The following is a 19651-nucleotide window of genomic DNA, read 5'->3' on the forward strand; positions in this document are numbered from 1 at the left end:
TGATGGCGTAGGTTATGGCTCCAATCCGCGTGTTGCATTTTGCCGATGTGCATATCGGCATGGAAAATTATGGACGCACCGACCCCGAAACCGGCTTGAGCAGCCGCGTGCGCGACTTCATCCGCCGCATGAACGAGATGATCGACTTTGCGCGCGAGAATGATGTCGATCTGGCGATCTTCGCCGGGGATGCGTTCAAGACGCGCAACCCCAACCCGACGTATCAGCGCGAGTTCGCGTGGTGTGTGCGCGACCTGACCGCGCTCGCGCCGCTGGTGATGCTGGTGGGCAACCACGACCTGCCGCCGACCACGCTCAAAGCGTCGAGCATCGAAATCTACGATACGCTGGCCGTGCCCAATGTGTGGCTGGCGGACACCTACGAGAACAAAGTCATCGAGACCAAGCGCGGATCGGTGGTCGTCGGCGCGGCTCCCTACCCGATCCGGTCGCGCTTGCTCGAAGAAGTCGAGACGGGCGGCCTGACCATCGCCGAGACCGATCACATGCTGCAACGCGAAATGAGCGCCATCCTCAACAACCTCGCCGCCGACGCCGATCAATATGACTTTCCGCGCGTGCTGACCGGGCATTTCACGGTGAACGGGGCGCGCTTCGGCAGTGAACGCGGCATCATGCTCGGGCGCGACATCGAAGTGCTGCCGTCGGACATCGCCGACCCACGCTGGGATTACGTGGCGATGGGGCACATCCACAAGCACCAGAATATCACCGAGGGGCGCGAAGGTCTGCCGCCCGTGGTCTACAGCGGATCGCTGGAACGCATCGACTTCGGCGAGGAACACGACCCGAAGGGCTTCTGCTGGGTGGAACTAGAACGCGGCAAGGCGGTGTGGGAGTTCAAGCGCGTCAAGGCGCGTCCGTTCGTCACCATCCGCGCCGATCTGCGCCAAGCGGACGACCCGACCGGCGATCTGATTATGGAAATCGAGGAGCGCATCGATCTGGATGATGCCGTCGTGCGCGTGATCGTCGACTTGACACCGATCACTGAGGCGCGGTTCAACGAAGGCTTGGTGCGCGACGCGCTGCGTCAGGCGCACGTCAACAGCATCGCCGCCATTCGCAAAGAGGTCGAACAGCCGACGCGCGCGCGGCTCGGCGGGTCGCCGGAAGGGCTGACCGATCCCGAACTACTGGATCGCTTCCTAATGGCCAAGGGGATCAGCGAGGAGCGGCGCGTCGAATTGATGCAGGCCGCCGACGCGATCTTCGAGGCACGCAATGGCAAAGAGACGGCGAGTTAGCTAACCCCAGACCCCCTCTCCACTGGAGAGGGGGAGCAGACCCCACCCCCGGCCCCTCCCCGAATTCAGGGAGGGGAGATAGAAGTATCCCGCAGGCCGAAACAGTTTTCGTAGGGACGCGATAAATCGCGTCCGCTGACGAATGAAAAGGCTTTAAGGGATGCTTTTTAAACACCCTCATGCCTCGTCCTAATTCTTAGAGAGGGAAAAGAGGACAAGGCATGCCTTGTCCCTACAAAATCATCGCTTATTGAGGTGTTTGTGCGCTTTTTAGGCATCCTCATATCTCGTCCGTTTCAGACAGCCATCCTAGTCACGACGTTCGTTGCCGCGCTTGAAATTCCCCGTGACCTTGGCCAACAGAAGCTGCGCTTCAGCCTACTAGTGTCTCAATCTTATCGATGAATTTGCGCGCCTCGGTTCCCGCCAGCGTCTTGATGTGCTTTTCCTGCCAGAACAGCAGCACGCGGTTGTCTTTGGTGATCTGGTAGTCGAACGGCTGCTCGTCCAGCTTGCCGCGCTGATCGACCGGATCGTCGTGGGGAGTGCTCATCGTCACCTTCAGTCTAGTTGCCCGCATTCGCGCCTGCCTGTATAAAGAATACACCAACGAGAGAGGAAAAAATGATGCGTTTGCTCCTGCTGATCGTGATGGTATTGGGCGCGGTGCTGGTGGCTGCCGCGCAAGCTGAACCCCCGACAGTCGGGGATTGCCCCGTTTTCCCGCCGGATAATCCGTGGAACACCGATATCTCCGATTTCCCCGTCGATCCCAATTCTGACGCCTATATCGCCAGCATCAGCGCGGAGGGCGATGAGTATCTACACGCCGATTTCGGCGAAGACCCGACCTACGGCATCCCCTACATCGTCGTGGATGGCGATCAACCGCCGGTCGAGATCAATTTTGTTGATTATGGCGACGAGAGTGACCCCGGCCCCTACCCGATTCCCGAGGATGCGCCCGTCGAGGCGGGCGGCGACCGCCATGTGATCGCCCTGGATGACGCCAACTGCATGCTCTATGAGCTGTACAACGCCGAATGGAACGGCGACGGGTGGGATGCGTCGAGCGGCGCGGTGTTCAACCTGCTCTCGAACGAACTGCGCCCGGAAGGCTGGACGTCGGCGGATGCGGCGGGGCTGCCAATCTTCCCCGGCCTAGTGCGCTATGACGAGATCGAAGCGGGCGCGATCAACCATGCGCTGCGCTTCACCGTGAGCGAGTCGCAGCGCGCGTATATCCACCCGGCGACGCACTATGCCTCCAGCAGCAGCGATCCCGATTTGCCGCCGATGGGCTTGCGCCTGCGCCTGCGCGCTGACTTCGACATGAGCGAGTACACGGGCATGGCGCGCATTATCCTCGAAGCGCTGCAAACCTACGGCATGATTGTCGCGGACAACGGCACGAGCTGGTTCATCAGCGGCGCGACCGACCCGCGCTGGGATGACGAAGACTTGAACCAATTGAAGACTGTGCCCGGCGACGCCTTTGAAGCGGTCGTCACCGGAGAGATCGTCTACGGCGACTGATTGATGGAACTGACGCCCGTCTACACGCAGCGGATCAACGCCGTCATCGATCACATCCGCCTGCACCTGAGCGAAGATTTGTCGCTGGCGGTGCTGGCGGACGTTGCGTGTTTTTCCCCATTTCACTTTCACCGCATCTTCAAAACGCTGACGGGCGAAACGATTGCCGATCTCACGCTGCGCCTGCGGCTGGAACGCGCCGCCCTGCTGCTGCGCTCGTCCCCAAGGATGCGCGTGGGCGATGCGGCGGTCGAGAGCGGGTTCATCTCGCTGGCGCATTTTTCGCGCGCGTTCAAGAAACGCTACGGGCTGAGTCCCAGTCGGTGGGATCGCGTGACGCCGCTTAAAGAGAGCAAGAATCGGCAAACGCTGCCCGCGTTTCCCGCATACACTGATGAGCAGTTGGCAGCATTCCAATTTGACGTGCGCGTGCGAGAATTTCCGGCGGCGCGGCTGGCCTACCTGCGGATCGCGAATTCGTATGTGCCGGAGCGCGTCCTCGACGGGTATGCGCGGCTGATGGCATGGCACACGGGGCGCGGCAGCCCACCGACCACACTGATCGGTATGTCGCAGGATGACCCGGATATCACGCCGCTGGAGCTGTGCCGCTACGATTTCTGTCTGGTCGCGCCGGAGAGCTTTATGGGCGAAGGCGACATCAGCGCGCGCGATTTCCCGGCCTGTCATGTGGCGGCGATCCATGTGCGCGGCGATATTTTCGACGTGGACAAGGCGTGGCACTACCTGTTCCGGTCCTGGCTGCCGCGCAGCCGCTTTCAGCCGGACAACCTGCCCGCCATGGAGATCTATCACCGCGCGCCGCAGGAGATCGGCTGGGAGACCTACGACTTGGAATGCGCCATTCCGGTGGTGAGCTTGTAGGAGCGAGAAGATGGATCTGGGCACATTTTCAGTCAGTTTGGCGGTGAAGGACATCAAGGCGTCGCGAGCATTCTACGAAAAACTGGGGTTCACCGAGATCGCTGGCGACGAAAGCCAGAACTGGCTCATTTTGCGCAACGGCGACGCTAAGATCGGGCTGTTTCAGGGGATGTTCCCCGACAATATCCTGACCTTCAACCCGCTGGATGTGCGCGGCGTGCAGAAGGCGCTCAAGGCGCAGGGGATCGCGCTGACACTGGAGGCCGATGAGTCGACGAGCGGCCCGGCGCACGCTACGCTGATCGATCCGGATGGGAATGGCATTCTGCTGGATCAACACTAGACAGGCTGAGAGGGGAATTTCTAATCTTTGTCTTATATGAACCCTCTTGACCTGTGCAAAAAACTGCATATACTGTGAATTATCGACGGGTTAGCTAAAGGGAGGTGATCGCGTGGATAGTCGCAGTCATAAGGGGGCTACCCCCTAGACGCTCACCTTCTCTAGTGGGCGTCTCCTGAAAAGGGGTCGGCTCCCAGAGACCGCAAGGGAAGACCGCCGGGCAGCAATGTCCGGCGGTCTGTTTTTATTTCCCCAACGAATATCCCAAATGGTCGGCAAGGATAGCCCCATGATGACACCCCAGCGCACCCCGCAGCAGCGCATCCGCTTCATCGTAATCGTGACCCTCGCCATCGTGATTCCGCTGGGGCTGGCCCTCCCCTTCGTTCTCGGCTTCGGTTTCATCAGCGTGCTGACCGCGCCGGGCTGCGGCGGTGGTCAAGACCCGGCGGGCATGGGCTGGAACTACGAAGATGTGAGCTTCCCATCGAGTGAATTTCCCGGCCAAATGATCCCGGCCTACTGGATTCCAGCCGATGAGTCGTCCGGATTCACGGTGATCGTCGTCCCCACGAGCGGCGGACGGGGCGAACGGCTTGACGAGGTGGCAGCGTATCGCGCAGCCGGCGTCAACGTGCTGTCCTATGCGGGGCGCACTTGTCTCGCGCCGGTCACGAATTCGCTCGGCTATCTGGAAGCTGACACGGGCGGAGATGCGCTGGCCTACCTCAACACGCGTGGCGACGTCGATCCGAATCAGATCGGTCTGCACGGCTTTTCGGCGGGCGGCGCGGCGGCGCTCATGGCGGCGGCGCGCTTCAACAATCAGATCGCGTGGCTGGTGAGCGAAGGTGGCTATCACAATTTCAATGCGGAGATTGACGAGAATTCGCTGACGCATCTGCCGCTGGGGCTAGGCGCGCTGTTTCGCTTCGGGGCGCTGTTCGGCTACCGGGTGACCGTCGGCGTGGATATGAGCGTGCTCAGCCCAATCGACGCGATTGACGCGATCGACGCGCCCGTCCTGCTGATCTACGGGACGCGCGAACCGAGCCTGGCAGGTGCGCGGGAGATGCAGCGCGTCGGCGGGGAGAATATCCGCTTGTGGGAAGTGCCCGGCGCGACACACGGCGGGTATATCGCGGCGGCAGGCGCGGCGGAGTACGAAGAGAGAATAAAAGAATTTTTAACCACAGAGAACACAGAGAACACAGAGTAAGAGAGCCAAAAGAAAGTTAAGCGCAAAGAACGCGGAGAGCGCAGAGGAAAAATACGAGAAGATTTAACGCAAAGGCGCGAAGACGCAAGGACGCAAAGTGCCGTTGAGCATTATCTCTGGGCAGCTTTGCGACCGAGCGTCTTGGCGTTGAGTCTTTAGCCCTTGATGCTGCCTGCCAGCAGACCACGGATGAAATAGCGACCGAGCAGCACGTACACGAGGAGCGTGGGGATGGCGGCGAGGAAAGCCCCCGCCATTTGCACATTCCACTCGACGATCTGGCTGCCCGCGAGATTTTGCAGCGCCACCGTGATCACCGGAGAGTTCTGCGCGATGGTCACGCCGAACAGGAACTCGTTCCAGATTTGCGTGAACTGCCAGATGATCACCACGACGAAACCGGGCGCGGAGATCGGCAGCACGATGTGGCGGTACAGGCCGAAGAAGCCCGCGCCGTCAATCGACCCCGCTTCGAGCATTTCGGTGGGGACTTCCGCGTAGTAGTTGCGGAAGATCAGTGTGGTGATCGGGATGCCGTACACGATGTGCACGAGGATCAAGCCCCACAGGTTGCCGAACAAACCGACCGAGTTCAGGAACTGCACCAGCGGGATCAAAATCGACTGGTACGGGATGAACATGCCGAACAGCATGAGCGGAAACAGAATATTCGCGCCGCGGAACTGCCACTTGGACAGCACGTAGCCGTTGAGCGACCCGATGATCGCCGAGCCGATGGTCGCCGGGACGACGAGGAAGATGCTGTTGAGCAGGTTGGGCGACAGGCGTTCAAAGGCGCGCTGGAAGCTTTCGAGCGTGAAGGCCGACGGGAACTGCCACATGGTCGACAGGCTGACCTGATCGATGCTCTTGAAGCTCGTCACCAGCACCATATAGACCGGGACGAGGAACAGGATCGAGCACAGGATGAGCAGTCCATAGATGATGACGCGCCCGATGGTCAGCTTGCGCGGCGCGGCAGAGCTTTCCGCGCTCAGGGGTGAGGGCTGCGTAATGGCGCTCATAGCGACTTCTCCGAACGCAACTGCGTGATCAGATAGGGGACGATGACGACGGCAACCATCACCAGCATGATCGTGGCAATGCCTGCGCCCTTGGCAACATCAGTCCCACGGAAGGACAGCATGTACATGTACATGCCGGGCATATCGATGTAGAGGTTATCGCCCCCGCCCATCGTGTAGACGAGGTCGAAGATTTTGAGCGAGATGTGACCGAGGATGATCATCGCGCTCAGAGTGATGGGCGCCAGCAGCGGCAGGATCACATGGCGGTACACGCCGAGCTCGGTCGCGCCGTCGACGCGCGCGGCTTCGCGCAGCTCATCCGAGACGCCGCGCAGCCCCGCGAGATACATCGCCATCGTATAGCCGGACATCTGCCAACCCGCGGCCAGCACGAGCGCCAGCAGCGCCGGGCGGAAGCTGTGTTCTTCCGGGCGGGCAATGGCGATCAAACTGCTGGGATTGCCGAATGACAGCCACGCCATCGTGAGCAGCGCCAGCGCCCCGAGGAGCGCCGCCAGCATCGACTTCTGCTTTGCCCAACTGCGCAGCGCGAAGAACACGACGATCCCCAACACGATGATGCCGATGATCGCCGGGACATCCTGCCACAAGAAGGTGAAGGCTTTGGCGTCGCTGATGTGCCAGAAGAACGTCCCCGCGGGCAAGCCGATCAGCGTGGGCAGCGAGTTGATGCCGTTCTCCGGGTTGAATAACCACCTCCACACGACCCCCGTGACGACGAACGAGAGCGCCATCGGGAAGAGGAAGATAGTGCGGAACGTGTTTTCGCCTTTCACCTTCTGGTCGAGCAGGATGGCGAGTCCCATGCCAACGCCGAGGCAGGCGATGATGAACATGATCGTGAAAAAGACGGTGTTGACGAGATCGGCGCGAAAGCGTTTGTCGAGCGCGCGGGAGAAGAGTTCGGCGTAATTTTCGCCGCCGATGTAATTGGCAGACTGACCACTGATCAAGGTGTTCGAGGTGGTATCGGTGAGAGAGGTCCATCCCGTCCACGCGATGAACCCGTACACGAACACGGCGACAAGGATGATCGAGGGTGTCAGCATGAGGACCGCGGTGAGGCGATCACGGTTGATGCGTGGCATAAGAGGATCCCCTATTGAGCGTGAGTTATGGATCAGGTGAACGCAAATCGACGGTCCCTAAAGCAGTTCCCCCTCCCTAGCCCCCCTCTCCCACGCAAGCGGAGAGGGGGAAGGAGTGTCTCCCCTCCCCAATTCCCGGGGGAGGGGTCGGTGGCGCCGTGATTCTGGGAACAGCAGCCCAGCGACCTCGTCTGTTTTATCCATAACTGACGTTATTAAACGTAGGGGCGCAGCATGCTGCGCCCCTACAACCTTCAGATTTGACCCACAACGGGGAACTACATATCGCCCATCATGCCGTTTTCAGCCGCCAGTTCCGCCGACGAGGCCGCTGCCGTCGCCGCATCCCGGTCGCTTTCGAAGGAAGCGATCACGGTCGAGAAACCGTTGCTGAAGTTGGGCGGGGCGACCGCGCCGTGCGCCTGCGAACCGACGATCGCGTTGGTCGTCCAGTCTTCGTAGGCATCCTGGAAGTAAGCGTTGTACAGTTCGCTGTTGCCGATGTCGGCGGTGGTGTTGGCCGGCAGCGAGCCCTTGAGCGGGTTGAAGATGTCCTGGCCTTCAGCGGAACCGAGGAAGCTCAGCCACGCGTTGACAGCACCCGGGTTCGGCGCGCCCACGGGCAGACCGAAGGTGTCGGACAGCATGATGAACGTGCCATCGGTGCCGGGGGACGCGGCCCACGCGAAGCCCGTGCCGGGTTCCAGCGCGAGGTCGACGAGGAAGTAGCCCGCGGCCCAGTCGCCCATGATGTTGAACGCGGCGGCGCCTTCGGCGACGCGCTGCGAGGCATCCTGCCAGCTCAGACCGTTGCGGTCAGCGTTCGTGCAGTCGAGGATCTGGCCGAACTTTTCGAAGACGGCGACCACTTCGTCGCTGTCCCACGCCGTCGCGCCATTCCACAGACCATTGTAGCCATCGACGCCCAGTTCACCGAGCGCGACGCTTTCCCAGAGGTGCGCCTGCGTCCAGTTTTCACCGACGGTCAGCGGGGTGACATCGGCGGCCTGCAGCGCGGGGCACGTCGTGCTGATGAATTCATCCCACGTTGCGGGGACAGTGACGCCCCACGCTTCGAGGTTGGCGGGCACGTACCACATCACGTTCGAGCGGTGAATGTTCACCGGCACGCTGTAGATGTTGCCTTCGGCGTCGCTGATGAGGTCGAGCAGACCCTGCGGGTACTGATCCATCCAGCCATTGGCTTCGTACAGGTCATTCAGCGCCTGCATCTTGCCTTCGGCCACCCACACGGCGTTCAGTTCCTGACCCGCGTGCACCTGGAAGGTGTCCGGCGGATCGCCACCGAGCATGCGGGTCTGGAGGACGGCGCGCGCATTGACGCCCGAACCACCGGCGACCGCCGCGTTGACCACGGTGACATCCGGATACATTTCGCTGAACTGAGCGATCAGCGCATCGAGACCGGCGGCTTCACCACCACCCGTCCACCACGAGAAGATTTCAAGTTCGCCAGTGGGCGCTTCGTCCTGCGCCATGACCGCGACCGCCCCAAAGGCCAGCGCCGCCAGCAGTAAAAGAGCGAAAAGCTTCGTAAACTTCACAGTTGTTTCTCCTCACACAAATCCTATTTCACTCATGAGTCTAGCACTCTGCTGAATCGGGATCAATCGAAGCGGGGGAAATCCCCTAATCGAACTTAGATAGGTTGCACAAATGCACGGGGAGGCAATTGGGGCGTCGTGAACAATTTAAGGTATAGTGTTCACGGTGCAAACGGCTATCGAGGCGTATAATTAGCTCAAGTAATCTCATAGTCCCGAGCGCCCACAATGAGCACTGACCTCACCCCGGATCCAGAAGCATCCCTGCCCGATTCGAATGCGTCTGAGAGCGAAAGTCAGCCGAATGAGTCGGCTGAGGTTCCGGTCGAGTCACCGGCCTCACCGCCCATCTTCCCCGAACTGCTGCCCCAAAATGGGGCATTTTTGGCTCACTTTGACCTGTTTGGTTCTCGAAATCTTGCGCCGTTTCGACTACGAACAGTCCTGCTCGCCTGCCTGATATTTGGTGTGGGCGGAATCTATTTCGGCACGCTGAACTGGTTGCGTTTAGGGAAACCCAAACAGGGCGCGGCGACGTTTATTCTCGGCATGCTGGGGTTGATTGGTTCGACTTTTGCCCTCCTCCTCTTTACCCCGCTGGGCAGCTATGATGGGGAATGGAGCAGTATCGTCGCTGAACTCCTGAGCCGCCTCGCCATTGGCGGCATCATCGTCCTACTTCAGCGACCACACCGCCAGCGCTGGGTGGAAGCGAATGGCACCCAGACTCCCTCGCTATCAAACGTGGGCGGCTGTTGGACATTGATGATCGCCTACCCTATGGGGCTCGGGTACTTTGGCTTTATGCGCTATGTGCTTGTTCCAGCCCTACTGACCTTCCTGAGCGGCACAACCTTCCTCACGCCGCAGTTGACGTACAGCCTTGGTAGTTTCGACGTGACCTATGATAGTTCATGGCGAATTTACGCTCAGGAGGAAGAAGCGCCCGCCGGGTGTATGACACGAGCGGGGATCGAGTGTTTGCTGGTGGCTGAGAATCGCCTCACGAGCGCGGCTTGGATCGTCATGCAGTTTGAGATCCCCGAACTGGACTTAGCCGCGTTTGATGAAGAACTTGCGCGCTACAGTACAACGGCCTGGCCGGGGGATTACACGCTTGGTAATCCCATAACCAGACAGATTGGCGGGCATAACGCGCGGGTGCGGAATAATGTGATTGTGCAAGCGAACAACAATGTCACGCTGCGGATGAAGAGCGTCCTGCTTGAGGATGAGGACCGTTTGATTTGGATGTTATTTTTCGTCGATGAGCGCAATCTCGAACTGGCGCAAGATCGCTTCCAGCGCATTCTGGATAGCATCGATTTTCACGACACGGAGTAGACCTCACCCCCCGACCCCCTCTCCGAAAAGAGGAGAGGGGGAGAAGATTGGCCTCACCCTAAATCCCTCTCCCAAGGGAGAGGGACTTGACGCAGTCCGCTCAACCATTTTTGACGCCGTTTTGACTTGAGGGGCGTTGAAAGCGTGCTAGAGTTGGACTATGGCTTAATGAAGTCGAGATTTCCGGTCGCATGAGCACGTTTGATCGAAGCATCACTATCCCCGCGCCGCCCAAAGTCGTCGTCAAAGTCTTGTGGGCGGAGCTGGGTAGCATTACGGAAAATCGGCGCAAGCATTTGCTGTTCAAGGCGCTGCCCGATGGGTTGTGCGCGGTCTATTACTGGCAACGAGATGGCAGGCGAGCAACGTATCTGCGCCTGATCATCACCCCGTTGGAGGATGTTAACGCGTGGCTGGGCGGTGCGCCGAATCTGATCCGCGCATTGGATGAACTCAAGCTGCCAATCTCTGATGAGGCGAAAGAAGCGGGCTACGAACAGCTCGACGCGATCACGGAAGCGGTGAAGCGGCAGAAGACCGCGGTCGAGGGGTGGCTGTGGTACGTCCGACAGCGCCTCCCGGTGATTGTGGCGATGGGGATCGCGGGGCTGGTCTTCGGCCCGTCCCTGCTGCGGCAGGTGACGAGCCAGCCGTATCAAGCAGCCGAATATACGCTCACACTGCCTGCCAACTGGCAAGTGGATCAAACTCCTGCGCCGATGTCGAGCTGCTGGACGGATCAGTATGTCGAGTGCGCCGTGCAGTTCAGGCGTTCAGGAACCAGCGTACAAGCCGCTTTCAGCCGCCTGAATGTCGAGCATTTGATCATCTATTCGCCAGAAAGCGCCTATGAATACTTCTGGCGCAGTTTACAACGGCACGACCGGGATCTGCGCATCCTCGGAAGCTTGAATACGTTTCGCACACTCCAGCTCGCTGGGGTCAGCCGCGATGGCATGCGGTACGTCCCGGTTGACAACCGCCGCAGTTTTCGGCTGTTCGCGCTGGAAATCGACAGCACCCACTATGTGGTGGTCTATATCGAGGGGTTGGGCTACGAGCTCGAGGCACATGAGGCAGAGATCACGCAGTTCGTCAACAGCATCCAGCTTGCGCCGGAGACGGCAAGCTGATAAGTAACCTCACCCCTAAATCCCCTCTCCACCCGGAGAGGGGATTTGAACGGCGTTAGATGGGTTCGACGGCGGCTTCGGGCTGTTCGCGGCGGAAGGCGAGCTTGCGCGACCCGTAGGCGGTGATCAGCACGACGCCAGACAGGATGATCGCGGCGGCGATGATCTTGATCGCCGTGATCGGCTCGTTGGCCAGCGCCCAACCGAGGAACATGGCGATGATCGGGTTGACGTACGCATAAGTGGTGACTTTGGCCGGGGCGACATGCTTCATCAGGTAGCCGAACGCCGTGAAGGTGACGACTGACGACATGATCGTCAGGTGCGCCATCGCCACGACCGACGTCAGCGAAATCTGCGCGAGGTTGAGCGTCGCCGCGTCACCCGTGAAGATGCTCAGGCCCATGATCATCACGCCGCCGGTGAGGAGCTGCATGCCGGTCGAGATGAAGCCGTTTTCGGGCAGCGTCGCCGTCCGCGCGTAGAGCGCGCCCGCCGCCCACGCGCCCGCCGCCAGCACCGACATGATCGGCGCGAGGGGGTTGAGGTTCGCCACGGCGATATTCCCCGGGTTGACGAGCAGCAGCACGCCGACAAAACCGATCAGCAGGCCGAACACGGTGACCAGCGTGGGGCGCGTGCCACGTACCCAGCTAAACGCGGCCATCCACATGGGCATGGTCGCCAGCAGCACGGCATTGACGCCGCTCGGCAGGCCGTGCGCTTGCGCCCACACGATCATGCTGTTGTTGAACAGGAACATCAGCGCGCTGGCGATCGTCGCCGACCGCCAATAAACGAAACCGCGGAGCGATCCGCCGCGCGCGAGGCCAATCGCCAGTAGGATGCCACCGGCGATGAGAAAGCGGACACCGGTCATGAGGAACGGCGGAATGGTTTCGATGGCGAAGCGGATGCCGATATAGCTGGAACCCCAGATGAGATAAACCAACGCGAAGGACGCGAGAATCAGCCAACGGTTGGGCGCAGAGGTGGTATTCATTAATCCCCAAGATGAGATGTGCGTGCAGAAAACGGTTTCATTCTATGCCCGGGTGCGCGCCACACCAATAGACCAAATGTAGCCAACTTAACCACACGCACCGCACAAACGACCTCACCCCCCAACCCCCTCTCCGAAAAGAGGTTGAGGGAGAGATAGATCAGCCTCACCCCCGGCCCCTCTCCCAAGGGGGCTGAGGAGAGGACATGTTTGGGAAAGGGGTTGAGGGGAGTTATCGTTACTGGTAGCGACAAGCAAACGAGTAGAGCGATGAACTAATTATGCCAGGAGAGCTGCAGCCCATGTTTAATAGTTGGCAGAGGAATGTGCGTTTAAGGGTGATAGGGGGGGGGCTGGGGGGGCGTTTTCGGCGGGAGTGGGGGCGCAGAGATCTGTGGAGAGCCCGGAGCGGGGAGGGGGCAGGACGCTGTTTGCCGTTACTGGCGCCCACCGAGCCAACAGCGAAGCAGCGTCGGCCGAGGACAAGTTGGGATGGCAGGGGGAAAGCAGCGGGGCGTCGGTCCTCGTCCCGGGGATTGTCGCCCGCCTTATGCCGGGTGGTCAGCCTTAGGCGGCGCTTTGCCGTCAGACTAAATGAAGAAGTCGGGCGGGGGGGAGGGGGGGGGGGGGAGCACAGAGCAAGTAAGCGGCGGTTGGCGGGGCGCGCGGGCGACGGTCCACGGTGCTCGCGCGGGTTGGAGGACTGCGACTGCGCAAGTCGTGGCCCGTGTGTCTGGGCTTTACCTTTATCCCACACCTGAAAACGTGTCCTCTCCTCAGCCCAAGGGGGAGGGGAGACTGATCTGCCGGTCACCAGCGATCATTTCGCAGGATTCCGAGCATGATATCCCAATAAGTTGCGATATTGGGATTATTTTGGGATAAAACCGCGATTCCCACACGGTTATCACAAATTCAATCAAAGAGTCCAAAAAACTTTACATTTCGGATTTCTAACTCAAAATTAGCTCACATGTTCGTAATTTCCGGTATACTGTTAAACCTGTCAATGTTGGAATGTTGTTACATGGGGGCCAATGATGGCATTCGATCTCAACGCATTTAAGCGCGCATGGCGCGAACGGTGTGCACAAGCAGGGGTTGATCCGGTCGAGGGGGCGACCGCGTATCAGGTGGTTAATGCGCGGGCTCAGCAGCAGAACGCCGAGCCGCGCTCATGCTGGTGGGCAGAAGACGACGCGCTGTGGCACTTCGCGCCGCCGTATCGCAGCGACGTGGAAGAAGAGGCGCTGTGGCGCGTGTTCTACGACGCGCGGGAGCAGATCTACGTGCGGCGAGTGCGTGGGCAGCGACGCTGTCTGCGTCCACGCGTGCGCCAACGTCCACTGCGCGAGTGATATCGTCCGCATGGACGAAAATGCTTGACAGATCCACGGTGGTGGTATGATGATAATGCGAACGGAAGTTCTAATTCTGACCCCACCCCCAGCCCCTCCACGAATTCAGGGAGGGGAGACGGCAGAATCGACGAGGGGGCAGTCTCGATAGGCAAAATGATGCGAACGGGCGACGCGGTGGGAGTCGCCCGTTGTGTTTAGAGGAGGTCGAGGGTGCGCAAACTCACAGAGCGGCAAATCGAACGGCGGCGGATGAGCCCCGGCGAAGTGATCGCCCGGTTGAGCGATCACGCCCGCGGGAGCATGAGTGACTTCCTGAGCATCGAAGACGACGGCGCGGCGCGGATTGATTTGCAAAAGGCGGAACGGTCGAACCGCCTGCATCTGCTGCGGCGGGTGCGAATCGGGGAAAAGAGTGTCGAGGTGGATTTGTATGACGCGCAATCCGCGCTGATCCAGTTGGGGCGGCATTACCGCCTGTTCGTGGATCGCGTGCAGACGGAAGACTGGCGGGCAAAGGCGGTCGAGGACATCAAGGCGGGGCGCGTGACGTATGAGGCGCTGGTCAGCGCGTTCGACGAGTCGCTGGCGGCGGAGTTGTTCGAGCAGGCGGGGTATCAGGAGATCGGCGCAGCGGCGGGATGATTAGCCTCACCCCTCCCTCTCGGGGGAGGGGAAACAACCCCTCAGCCCCCTCTCCGAAACGAGGAGAGGGGGAGAAAGACCGACCCCACCCCCGCCCCTCCCCGAATTCAGGGAGGGGAGAAAGATTCCCCCTCTTCCGGTGGAGAGAGGCTAGGTGTGAGGTTGAAACAACAGCAAGGGTAAGTCGAGGGGTCGCAGATGGATGACCAAGAAACACGAACTGCCCGAGTATCTGAACGAGCGTGGGTATCTGTACCGCTTGCAGAAGGCGCGCGAACTCGCGGTGCGGTCGGCGGGAAAGGATTGGCGGAGCGTCGCGCGGCGCGATCAACTGCCACCGGACGGGGATTGGCGCATCTGGTTGATCCTCGCGGGGCGCGGCTTCGGGAAAACGCGGGCGATCACCGAGTGGGCGCTGGAACAGGCGCGGCGCTATCCCAAATCGCGCGGGGCGCTGGTCGCGGCGACGGCGGCAGATGCGCGTGACGTGCTGATCGAAGGCGAGAGCGGCATTCTGAACAGCGCGCCGCCCGACTTCCAGCCGAAGTACAGCCCCTCGCGGCGGCGGCTGGAGTTCCCGAACGGCAGCATCGCGACGCACTTCAGCGCCGATGAACCGAATCGCCTGCGCGGGCCGCAGTTCCATTGGGCGATCTGCGATGAGCTGGCGGCGTGGCGCTTCGCGGCGGCGTTCGACAATCTGCTGCTGGGTGTGCGTCTGGGCGTCGATCCGCGCATCGTGATTGCGACGACGCCGCGTCCCGTGCCGCTGATCCAGAAGCTGCTGGCCGATCCGACCTGCGTCATCACGCGTGGTTCGACGTATGAGAATGCGGCGCATCTCGCCCCGGCGTTTTTAGAGGCAATCCTCAGCCGCTACGCGGGGACGCGGCTCGGACGGCAGGAGATCGAGGGTGAGGTGCTCGACGATGTGCCGGGCGCGCTGTGGCAGGCCGCGTGGATCGAGGCGGCGCGGGTGCAGGCTGCGCCCGAACTGCTGCGGGTGGTCGTGGCGGTCGATCCGGCGGTGACGGCGGGCAAAGGGTCGGATGAGACGGGAATCGTGGCGGCGGGCGCGGCGCTGATCGACGGGGAAGTGCATGGCTACGTGCTCGGCGATCATTCGCTCAAGGCGTCGCCGGAACGGTGGGCGCGGGCGGCAGTCGCGGCATCTCAGCAGCACGCGGCAGAACAGATCGTTGTGGAGGTCAACAACGGCGGCGAACTGGTCGAGCACACGATCCGCACGGTGGACGCGAGCGTGCCGATCACGGCGGTGCGGGCGAGTCGCGGCAAAGTGCTGCGCGCCGAACCGATCGCCGCGCTGTACGAGCAGGGTAAAGTGCATCATGTAGGGCGCTTCGATGCGCTCGAAGATCAGATGTGCCGCTGGACGGCGGACGCGGGCAAATCGCCGGATCGCGTCGACGCGCTGGTGTGGGCGCTGCACGATCTGCTGATCGCCAACCCGCCGATCAGCAAGCCGGTACGGTTGAAGCGCGGGTGGTAAAGAAGAAAAACAAGATTTAACGCAAAGACGCTAAGACGGAAAGGCGCAAAGGGATTTATTCAGAGGACGAGGCATGCCTCGTCCCTACTTGGCGTCTTGGCGACCTGGCGCCTTTGCGTTGAGTCCTGATCTTTTAGGAGGTGGGGATGGGGTGGCTGGGCTTGGGGAAAAGCAAGCAGCGTGGGGCACTGCCCGCACGTGATGCGCCGCTGGCATGGCTGTTCGATGGCGAACGCCTGACGGCGCTCAAGTACCGCGATGGCGAAACGCACAGCAGTTTCGGCGGGTGGTATGGCTTGAGCGGGACAAACGCGGAGAGCTACGCCCGGGCGTATATGACGAGCGTGTGGGCGTTCCGCGCGATCAATGTGCGCGTGCAGAAAGTCGCGGAAGTGCTGCGGCGCGGACGCGTGATCCACCGCGTGAGCGGTCGCCAGCACGACGATCACCCGTTGTTCGAGGCGTTGGAACAGGCGTATCGCCACTTCGGGCAGGATGTGTTCGAGGATTGGGCGTTCAGCAAGTCGGTGTATGGCGAGACCTACCTCGAACTGGTGCGCGGCTTCACGCCGAGCGGGCTGATCCCGGCGGCGGTGCGCGTGCTCAATGCGCTGGCGGTCGAACCCGTGATCGAGGGCGGGCGGATCGCCGCCTATCGCTATCGGGATGGGAGCGCGATCAAGCTGTTTGCGCCGGAGGATGTGGCGTTTGATCGCCTGCGCAATCCGCTGGATGACACGCGCGGCTATTCGCTGCTGGCGGCGGCGATGGATGCGGTCAACATCGACCGGAACGTCGTGCTGCTGACGCGGGCACATCTGCAAAACAACGCGCGCCCCGGCTTGATCTTCACGCCGAAAGCGGGGCGCTTGTCGCAGGCCGATGTCGATCTCATCCAGACGACGCTGGCGGAAGATGCGCGGGGCACGCGCAACGCGGGCAATCCGCTGCTCATGCCGACCGCTTTCGATGTCACAGTCGCCACGCCGCCGGATCTGACGGATATCGACGGATTGAGCGAGACGCAGAAACGGCGCATTTGCGCGGCGGTCGGCGTGCCCGCGGCGTTGATCGATTACGCGGACATGCCCTATCAACTCTCGCCGGAGCAGACGCGCACGTTCTACGAGCTGACGCTGATCCCCGAAGCGGAGAAGATCGCGCGGGTGATCAACGCGCAGGTGCTGCCGTTCTTCGACCCGGGGCGCGAGGTCGAGTTCCGGCTGCCGCTGGACGAGATCCGCACGGCGCTGACCGATCCGCGGGCGCGGACGGAGATCGCCAACGGGCAGTTGGCGGCGGGCGCGATCACGCTCAACGAGTACCGCGAGATGCTCGGCTGGAAAGCGATCGCGGATGGGGATGTGCGCTACGTGCCGGATCGGGTGACGGTGGTGGAAAAGCTAACCGCAGAGAAAAAGGGAAAGCGCAGAAAACACGGAGAACACAGAGGAAAAGTTAGAAAGACTCAACGCAAAGGCGCAAGGACGCGAAGACGCCAAGGTAGAAATCAACCTCACCCCCTAGCCCCCTCTCCGTGAGGAGAGGGGGGAAGATGGCGCGGGTTGCGGGAAGGTGGGGGGGGGGGGGGGGGGGGGGGGGGGGGGGGGGGTGAGGGGGTCAACCGGTCCTCGTCCACAGCAGGTGGGGTTAGGGAGGGCATATGGATGAACGATTAATCGCCTATGGCGGCGCGGTCAAGGCGCTGACGGCGGACGGCACGCGCATCGGCGGGTATCTGGTCGAGTGGGGCGAGGCGGGCATGCGCGATTTGCAGCGCGAACGGTTCGTCAGCGCGACGGATTTCGCGCTCGACTGGTACGGCGAACGGCCGCTGCTGTTTCATCACGGGCTGGACGGCGGGATCGGCGCGGCGAAGATCGGCACGATTCGCCGCTTGAGCCGCGATGACAAGGGCTTGTGGATGGAGGCGATCCTCGACGAGCGCAACGAGTACATCGAGTACGTGCGCCGCCTGATCGACATGGGGGCGCTCGGGCTGTCATCGGGGAGCCTGCCGCATCTGGTCAGCGTGGACGCGGATGGGACGATCCGCCGCTTCCCGATTGTCGAGGGCAGCCTGACGCACACGCCCGCTGATCCACGCACGCAGGTGGTGAGCTTGAAGGCACAGATCACCCCACCCCCGGCCCCACGCCTCCGAATTCAGGGAGGGGAGACCGATGGAGGCGCATTCGTAGGGGCGCACGGCCGTGCGCCCCTACACAACGTTTCGAACGAGGATACAGGAGAAAGCAGCATGGAAGCGGTGTTGAAGGTGATTGAATCCACGTTGGGGATCACGCTGACGCCGGAGCAGCGCGCAGCCATCGCCGAGCAGTTGAGCACGCCGCTGCCGCAGGCGGTCGGACAGACGAACGGCGGCGCGGGCGCGAACAAGTCGGTCATCCCGTTCAGCCGTGTGCTGCCGTTCACGGGCGGCATCACCGAGATGAAGGATCTGCGCTATCACCACCTCAAGGCGCAGGACCTGGTGTTTGGCGCGCACATCCTCAACGCGGCGCAGCGCGCGGGCATGAGCCTCGGCGGCGCGTCGGATGGGTTTCTGCGGGCGGCGGCGGACAAAACGCTGCGCGCGGCGGACTACGGCGGGTACGGCGATGGTTACGCCGTCAAGTCGGCGATCAAGGCGGATGAGGTGTTCTCGGCGAACCTCAGCAACAACGGGCAGAACTGGGTGGGCGTGGCCTATGAAACGCAGCTCTGGGAGGCGGTGCGCGAAGCGCCGATCTACCGGGCGCTGATCGACATGGGCGTGATGGAAGTCGAGATTCCGCGCGGCTTCAACAGCATCTACATCCCCACCGAAGGCACCGATCCGACGTTCTACAGCCTGTCGGAGCAGAACGACCTGACGAGCGACGAACAGCTCCCGATCACGGGCAAGTCGTCCAACCTGACGGCGACGCGCCGCCAGCTCACGCCGGGGTTCATCGGGGCGCGCGTGTCGTTCAGCGACATCATGGAGGAAGACAGCCTGATCCCGGTGCTGCCCTTCCTGCGCGCCAAGATGGAAAGCCGCGCCAACGAGATCATCGAATACCTGATGCTCAACGGCGACACGGAAACGGGATCGACCAACATCAACTATGACGGTTCGGCGGTCTCCGGGCTGGTCGATGCCAAGGGACGCGGCCCGGTCTACACGGCGCTGGACGGCTTCCTCAAGCTGGCGCTGGTCACTACGCCGACGCTGGCGCGCGATGGCGGCACGTTCGATGAGACGGACTTCCTCGCGACGATCAAGCTGCTGCCCGCGGCGCAGCAGGTGGCGCTGGAACGCATGGCGTTCATCGCCGACCCGGCGACGCACCTCGCGGCCATGGATATCGATGTGGTCAAGCAGCGGGACACCTTCCATCCGGCGACGGTCGAGAACGGGCGGCTGACGCGCATGTACGGCGTCAAGCTGTTCCGCTCCGGGCAAATGGCGCTGGCGGACGTGGACGGGAAGATCACCTACAACGCGGCGGGTACGAAGGGTCGTCTGCTGCTCGTGCGCCCGGATCAATGGGCGATTGGCAAGAAGCGCGACATGCGCACGGAAGTGGCGCGCGACATCGACGCGCAGGCGACGGTCGTGGTCACGACCATGCGCTTCGGCCTGGCGTCCCGCGCGGCGACCGGCGGGGCAGCGGTCACCTACAACATCACGGTGTAAAGCGGAAGAACAAGAAAAGAAAG

The 19651-nt window shown here is 61.7% G+C and carries 17 protein-coding genes; 12 read left to right on the top strand and 5 right to left on the bottom strand.

Features of this window, described 5'->3' with window-relative positions; translation table 11 throughout:
• Positions 1-14: 14 nt before the first annotated feature.
• On the top strand, positions 15-1268 hold the full coding sequence (locus tag IPK17_RS06785; protein WP_343416921.1) for a metallophosphoesterase family protein: 1254 nt from the start codon (positions 15-17) through the stop codon (positions 1266-1268).
• 373 nt (positions 1269-1641) lie between these two features.
• Here IPK17_RS06785 and IPK17_RS06790 read toward each other — a convergent pair whose 3' ends face one another.
• Positions 1642-1821 carry a hypothetical protein gene (locus tag IPK17_RS06790; RefSeq protein WP_343416922.1) on the bottom strand — a complete coding sequence of 60 codons (180 nt, stop codon included), beginning with the start codon at positions 1819-1821 and terminating at the stop codon, positions 1642-1644.
• 71 nt (positions 1822-1892) lie between these two features.
• Here IPK17_RS06790 and IPK17_RS06795 point away from each other — a divergent pair, with 71 nt between their 5' ends.
• From IPK17_RS06795 to IPK17_RS06810, 4 genes are all read left to right on the top strand, one after another.
• A complete protein-coding gene (locus tag IPK17_RS06795) occupies positions 1893-2804 on the top strand; it encodes a hypothetical protein (protein WP_343416923.1) in 912 nt (303 codons plus the stop codon).
• A gap of 3 nt (positions 2805-2807) precedes the next feature.
• Entirely contained in the window at positions 2808-3689 is an 882-nt protein-coding gene (locus IPK17_RS06800) for an AraC family transcriptional regulator (RefSeq protein WP_343416924.1), read from the top strand.
• A gap of 10 nt (positions 3690-3699) precedes the next feature.
• Entirely contained in the window at positions 3700-4032 is a 333-nt protein-coding gene (locus IPK17_RS06805) for a VOC family protein (RefSeq protein ID WP_343416925.1), read from the top strand.
• Between the two features lie 289 nt (positions 4033-4321).
• The gene (locus IPK17_RS06810) at positions 4322-5251 is read left to right on the top strand and encodes an alpha/beta hydrolase (protein ID WP_343416926.1); all 930 of its coding nucleotides are present in this window, start codon (positions 4322-4324) and stop codon (positions 5249-5251) included.
• 155 nt (positions 5252-5406) lie between these two features.
• Here the strand turns inward: IPK17_RS06810 and IPK17_RS06815 are convergent, their stop codons facing one another.
• From IPK17_RS06815 to IPK17_RS06825, 3 genes are all read right to left on the bottom strand, one after another.
• Complete coding sequence (locus tag IPK17_RS06815; RefSeq protein ID WP_343416927.1) at positions 5407-6276, bottom strand: carbohydrate ABC transporter permease; 870 nt, start codon at positions 6274-6276, stop codon at positions 5407-5409.
• Positions 6273-7388, bottom strand: a complete 1116-nt coding sequence (locus tag IPK17_RS06820; RefSeq protein ID WP_343416928.1) for a carbohydrate ABC transporter permease — start codon at positions 7386-7388, stop codon at positions 6273-6275. The genes IPK17_RS06815 and IPK17_RS06820 overlap by 4 nt, the downstream gene beginning before the upstream one ends.
• Before the next feature lie 278 nt (positions 7389-7666).
• Positions 7667-8887 (bottom strand): ABC transporter substrate-binding protein, encoded by a 1221-nt coding sequence (locus tag IPK17_RS06825; protein ID WP_343417292.1) that lies wholly within the window; start codon positions 8885-8887, stop codon positions 7667-7669.
• A 294-nt stretch (positions 8888-9181) separates the two neighbouring features.
• Between IPK17_RS06825 and IPK17_RS06830 the strand changes: the two genes are divergently transcribed.
• Positions 9182-10297 carry a hypothetical protein gene (locus tag IPK17_RS06830; protein WP_343416929.1) on the top strand — a complete coding sequence of 372 codons (1116 nt, stop codon included), beginning with the start codon at positions 9182-9184 and terminating at the stop codon, positions 10295-10297.
• Positions 10298-10488: 191 nt separating this feature from the next.
• On the top strand, positions 10489-11430 hold the full coding sequence (locus IPK17_RS06835; RefSeq protein WP_343416930.1) for a hypothetical protein: 942 nt from the start codon (positions 10489-10491) through the stop codon (positions 11428-11430).
• A 55-nt stretch (positions 11431-11485) separates the two neighbouring features.
• Here IPK17_RS06835 and IPK17_RS06840 read toward each other — a convergent pair whose 3' ends face one another.
• Positions 11486-12433 (bottom strand): EamA family transporter, encoded by a 948-nt coding sequence (locus IPK17_RS06840; protein WP_343416931.1) that lies wholly within the window; start codon positions 12431-12433, stop codon positions 11486-11488.
• A gap of 1037 nt (positions 12434-13470) precedes the next feature.
• Here IPK17_RS06840 and IPK17_RS06845 point away from each other — a divergent pair.
• From IPK17_RS06845 to IPK17_RS06865, 5 genes are all read left to right on the top strand, one after another.
• The gene (locus tag IPK17_RS06845; RefSeq protein ID WP_343416932.1) at positions 13471-13791 is read left to right on the top strand and encodes a hypothetical protein; all 321 of its coding nucleotides are present in this window, start codon (positions 13471-13473) and stop codon (positions 13789-13791) included.
• Between the two features lie 213 nt (positions 13792-14004).
• Positions 14005-14436, top strand: coding sequence for a terminase small subunit (locus tag IPK17_RS06850; RefSeq protein ID WP_343416933.1), 432 nt, complete (start codon positions 14005-14007; stop codon positions 14434-14436).
• Between the two features lie 202 nt (positions 14437-14638).
• Positions 14639-15946 (top strand): DNA-packaging protein, encoded by a 1308-nt coding sequence (locus IPK17_RS06855; RefSeq protein ID WP_343416934.1) that lies wholly within the window; start codon positions 14639-14641, stop codon positions 15944-15946.
• Between the two features lie 146 nt (positions 15947-16092).
• Positions 16093-17487, top strand: a complete 1395-nt coding sequence (locus IPK17_RS06860; protein ID WP_343416935.1) for a phage portal protein — start codon at positions 16093-16095, stop codon at positions 17485-17487.
• A gap of 122 nt (positions 17488-17609) precedes the next feature.
• Entirely contained in the window at positions 17610-19628 is a 2019-nt protein-coding gene (locus tag IPK17_RS06865) for an HK97 family phage prohead protease (RefSeq protein WP_343416936.1), read from the top strand.
• The last annotated feature ends 23 nt before the right edge of the window (positions 19629-19651 follow it).

The sequence above is a fragment of the Candidatus Flexifilum breve genome (genome assembly GCF_016713355.1).

Coding starts and splice junctions, on each gene's coding strand:
- IPK17_RS06785 (WP_343416921.1), top strand. CDS start 15: ATGGCTCCAATCCGCGTGTTGCATTTTGCCGATGTGCATATCGGCATG.
- IPK17_RS06790 (WP_343416922.1), bottom strand. CDS start 1,821: ATGAGCACTCCCCACGACGATCCGGTCGATCAGCGCGGCAAGCTGGAC.
- IPK17_RS06795 (WP_343416923.1), top strand. CDS start 1,893: ATGATGCGTTTGCTCCTGCTGATCGTGATGGTATTGGGCGCGGTGCTG.
- IPK17_RS06800 (WP_343416924.1), top strand. CDS start 2,808: ATGGAACTGACGCCCGTCTACACGCAGCGGATCAACGCCGTCATCGAT.
- IPK17_RS06805 (WP_343416925.1), top strand. CDS start 3,700: ATGGATCTGGGCACATTTTCAGTCAGTTTGGCGGTGAAGGACATCAAG.
- IPK17_RS06810 (WP_343416926.1), top strand. CDS start 4,322: ATGATGACACCCCAGCGCACCCCGCAGCAGCGCATCCGCTTCATCGTA.
- IPK17_RS06815 (WP_343416927.1), bottom strand. CDS start 6,276: ATGAGCGCCATTACGCAGCCCTCACCCCTGAGCGCGGAAAGCTCTGCC.
- IPK17_RS06820 (WP_343416928.1), bottom strand. CDS start 7,388: ATGCCACGCATCAACCGTGATCGCCTCACCGCGGTCCTCATGCTGACA.
- IPK17_RS06825 (WP_343417292.1), bottom strand. CDS start 8,887: ATGGCGCAGGACGAAGCGCCCACTGGCGAACTTGAAATCTTCTCGTGG.
- IPK17_RS06830 (WP_343416929.1), top strand. CDS start 9,182: ATGAGCACTGACCTCACCCCGGATCCAGAAGCATCCCTGCCCGATTCG.
- IPK17_RS06835 (WP_343416930.1), top strand. CDS start 10,489: ATGAGCACGTTTGATCGAAGCATCACTATCCCCGCGCCGCCCAAAGTC.
- IPK17_RS06840 (WP_343416931.1), bottom strand. CDS start 12,433: ATGAATACCACCTCTGCGCCCAACCGTTGGCTGATTCTCGCGTCCTTC.
- IPK17_RS06845 (WP_343416932.1), top strand. CDS start 13,471: ATGATGGCATTCGATCTCAACGCATTTAAGCGCGCATGGCGCGAACGG.
- IPK17_RS06855 (WP_343416934.1), top strand. CDS start 14,639: ATGACCAAGAAACACGAACTGCCCGAGTATCTGAACGAGCGTGGGTAT.
- IPK17_RS06860 (WP_343416935.1), top strand. CDS start 16,093: ATGGGGTGGCTGGGCTTGGGGAAAAGCAAGCAGCGTGGGGCACTGCCC.
- IPK17_RS06865 (WP_343416936.1), top strand. CDS start 17,610: ATGGATGAACGATTAATCGCCTATGGCGGCGCGGTCAAGGCGCTGACG.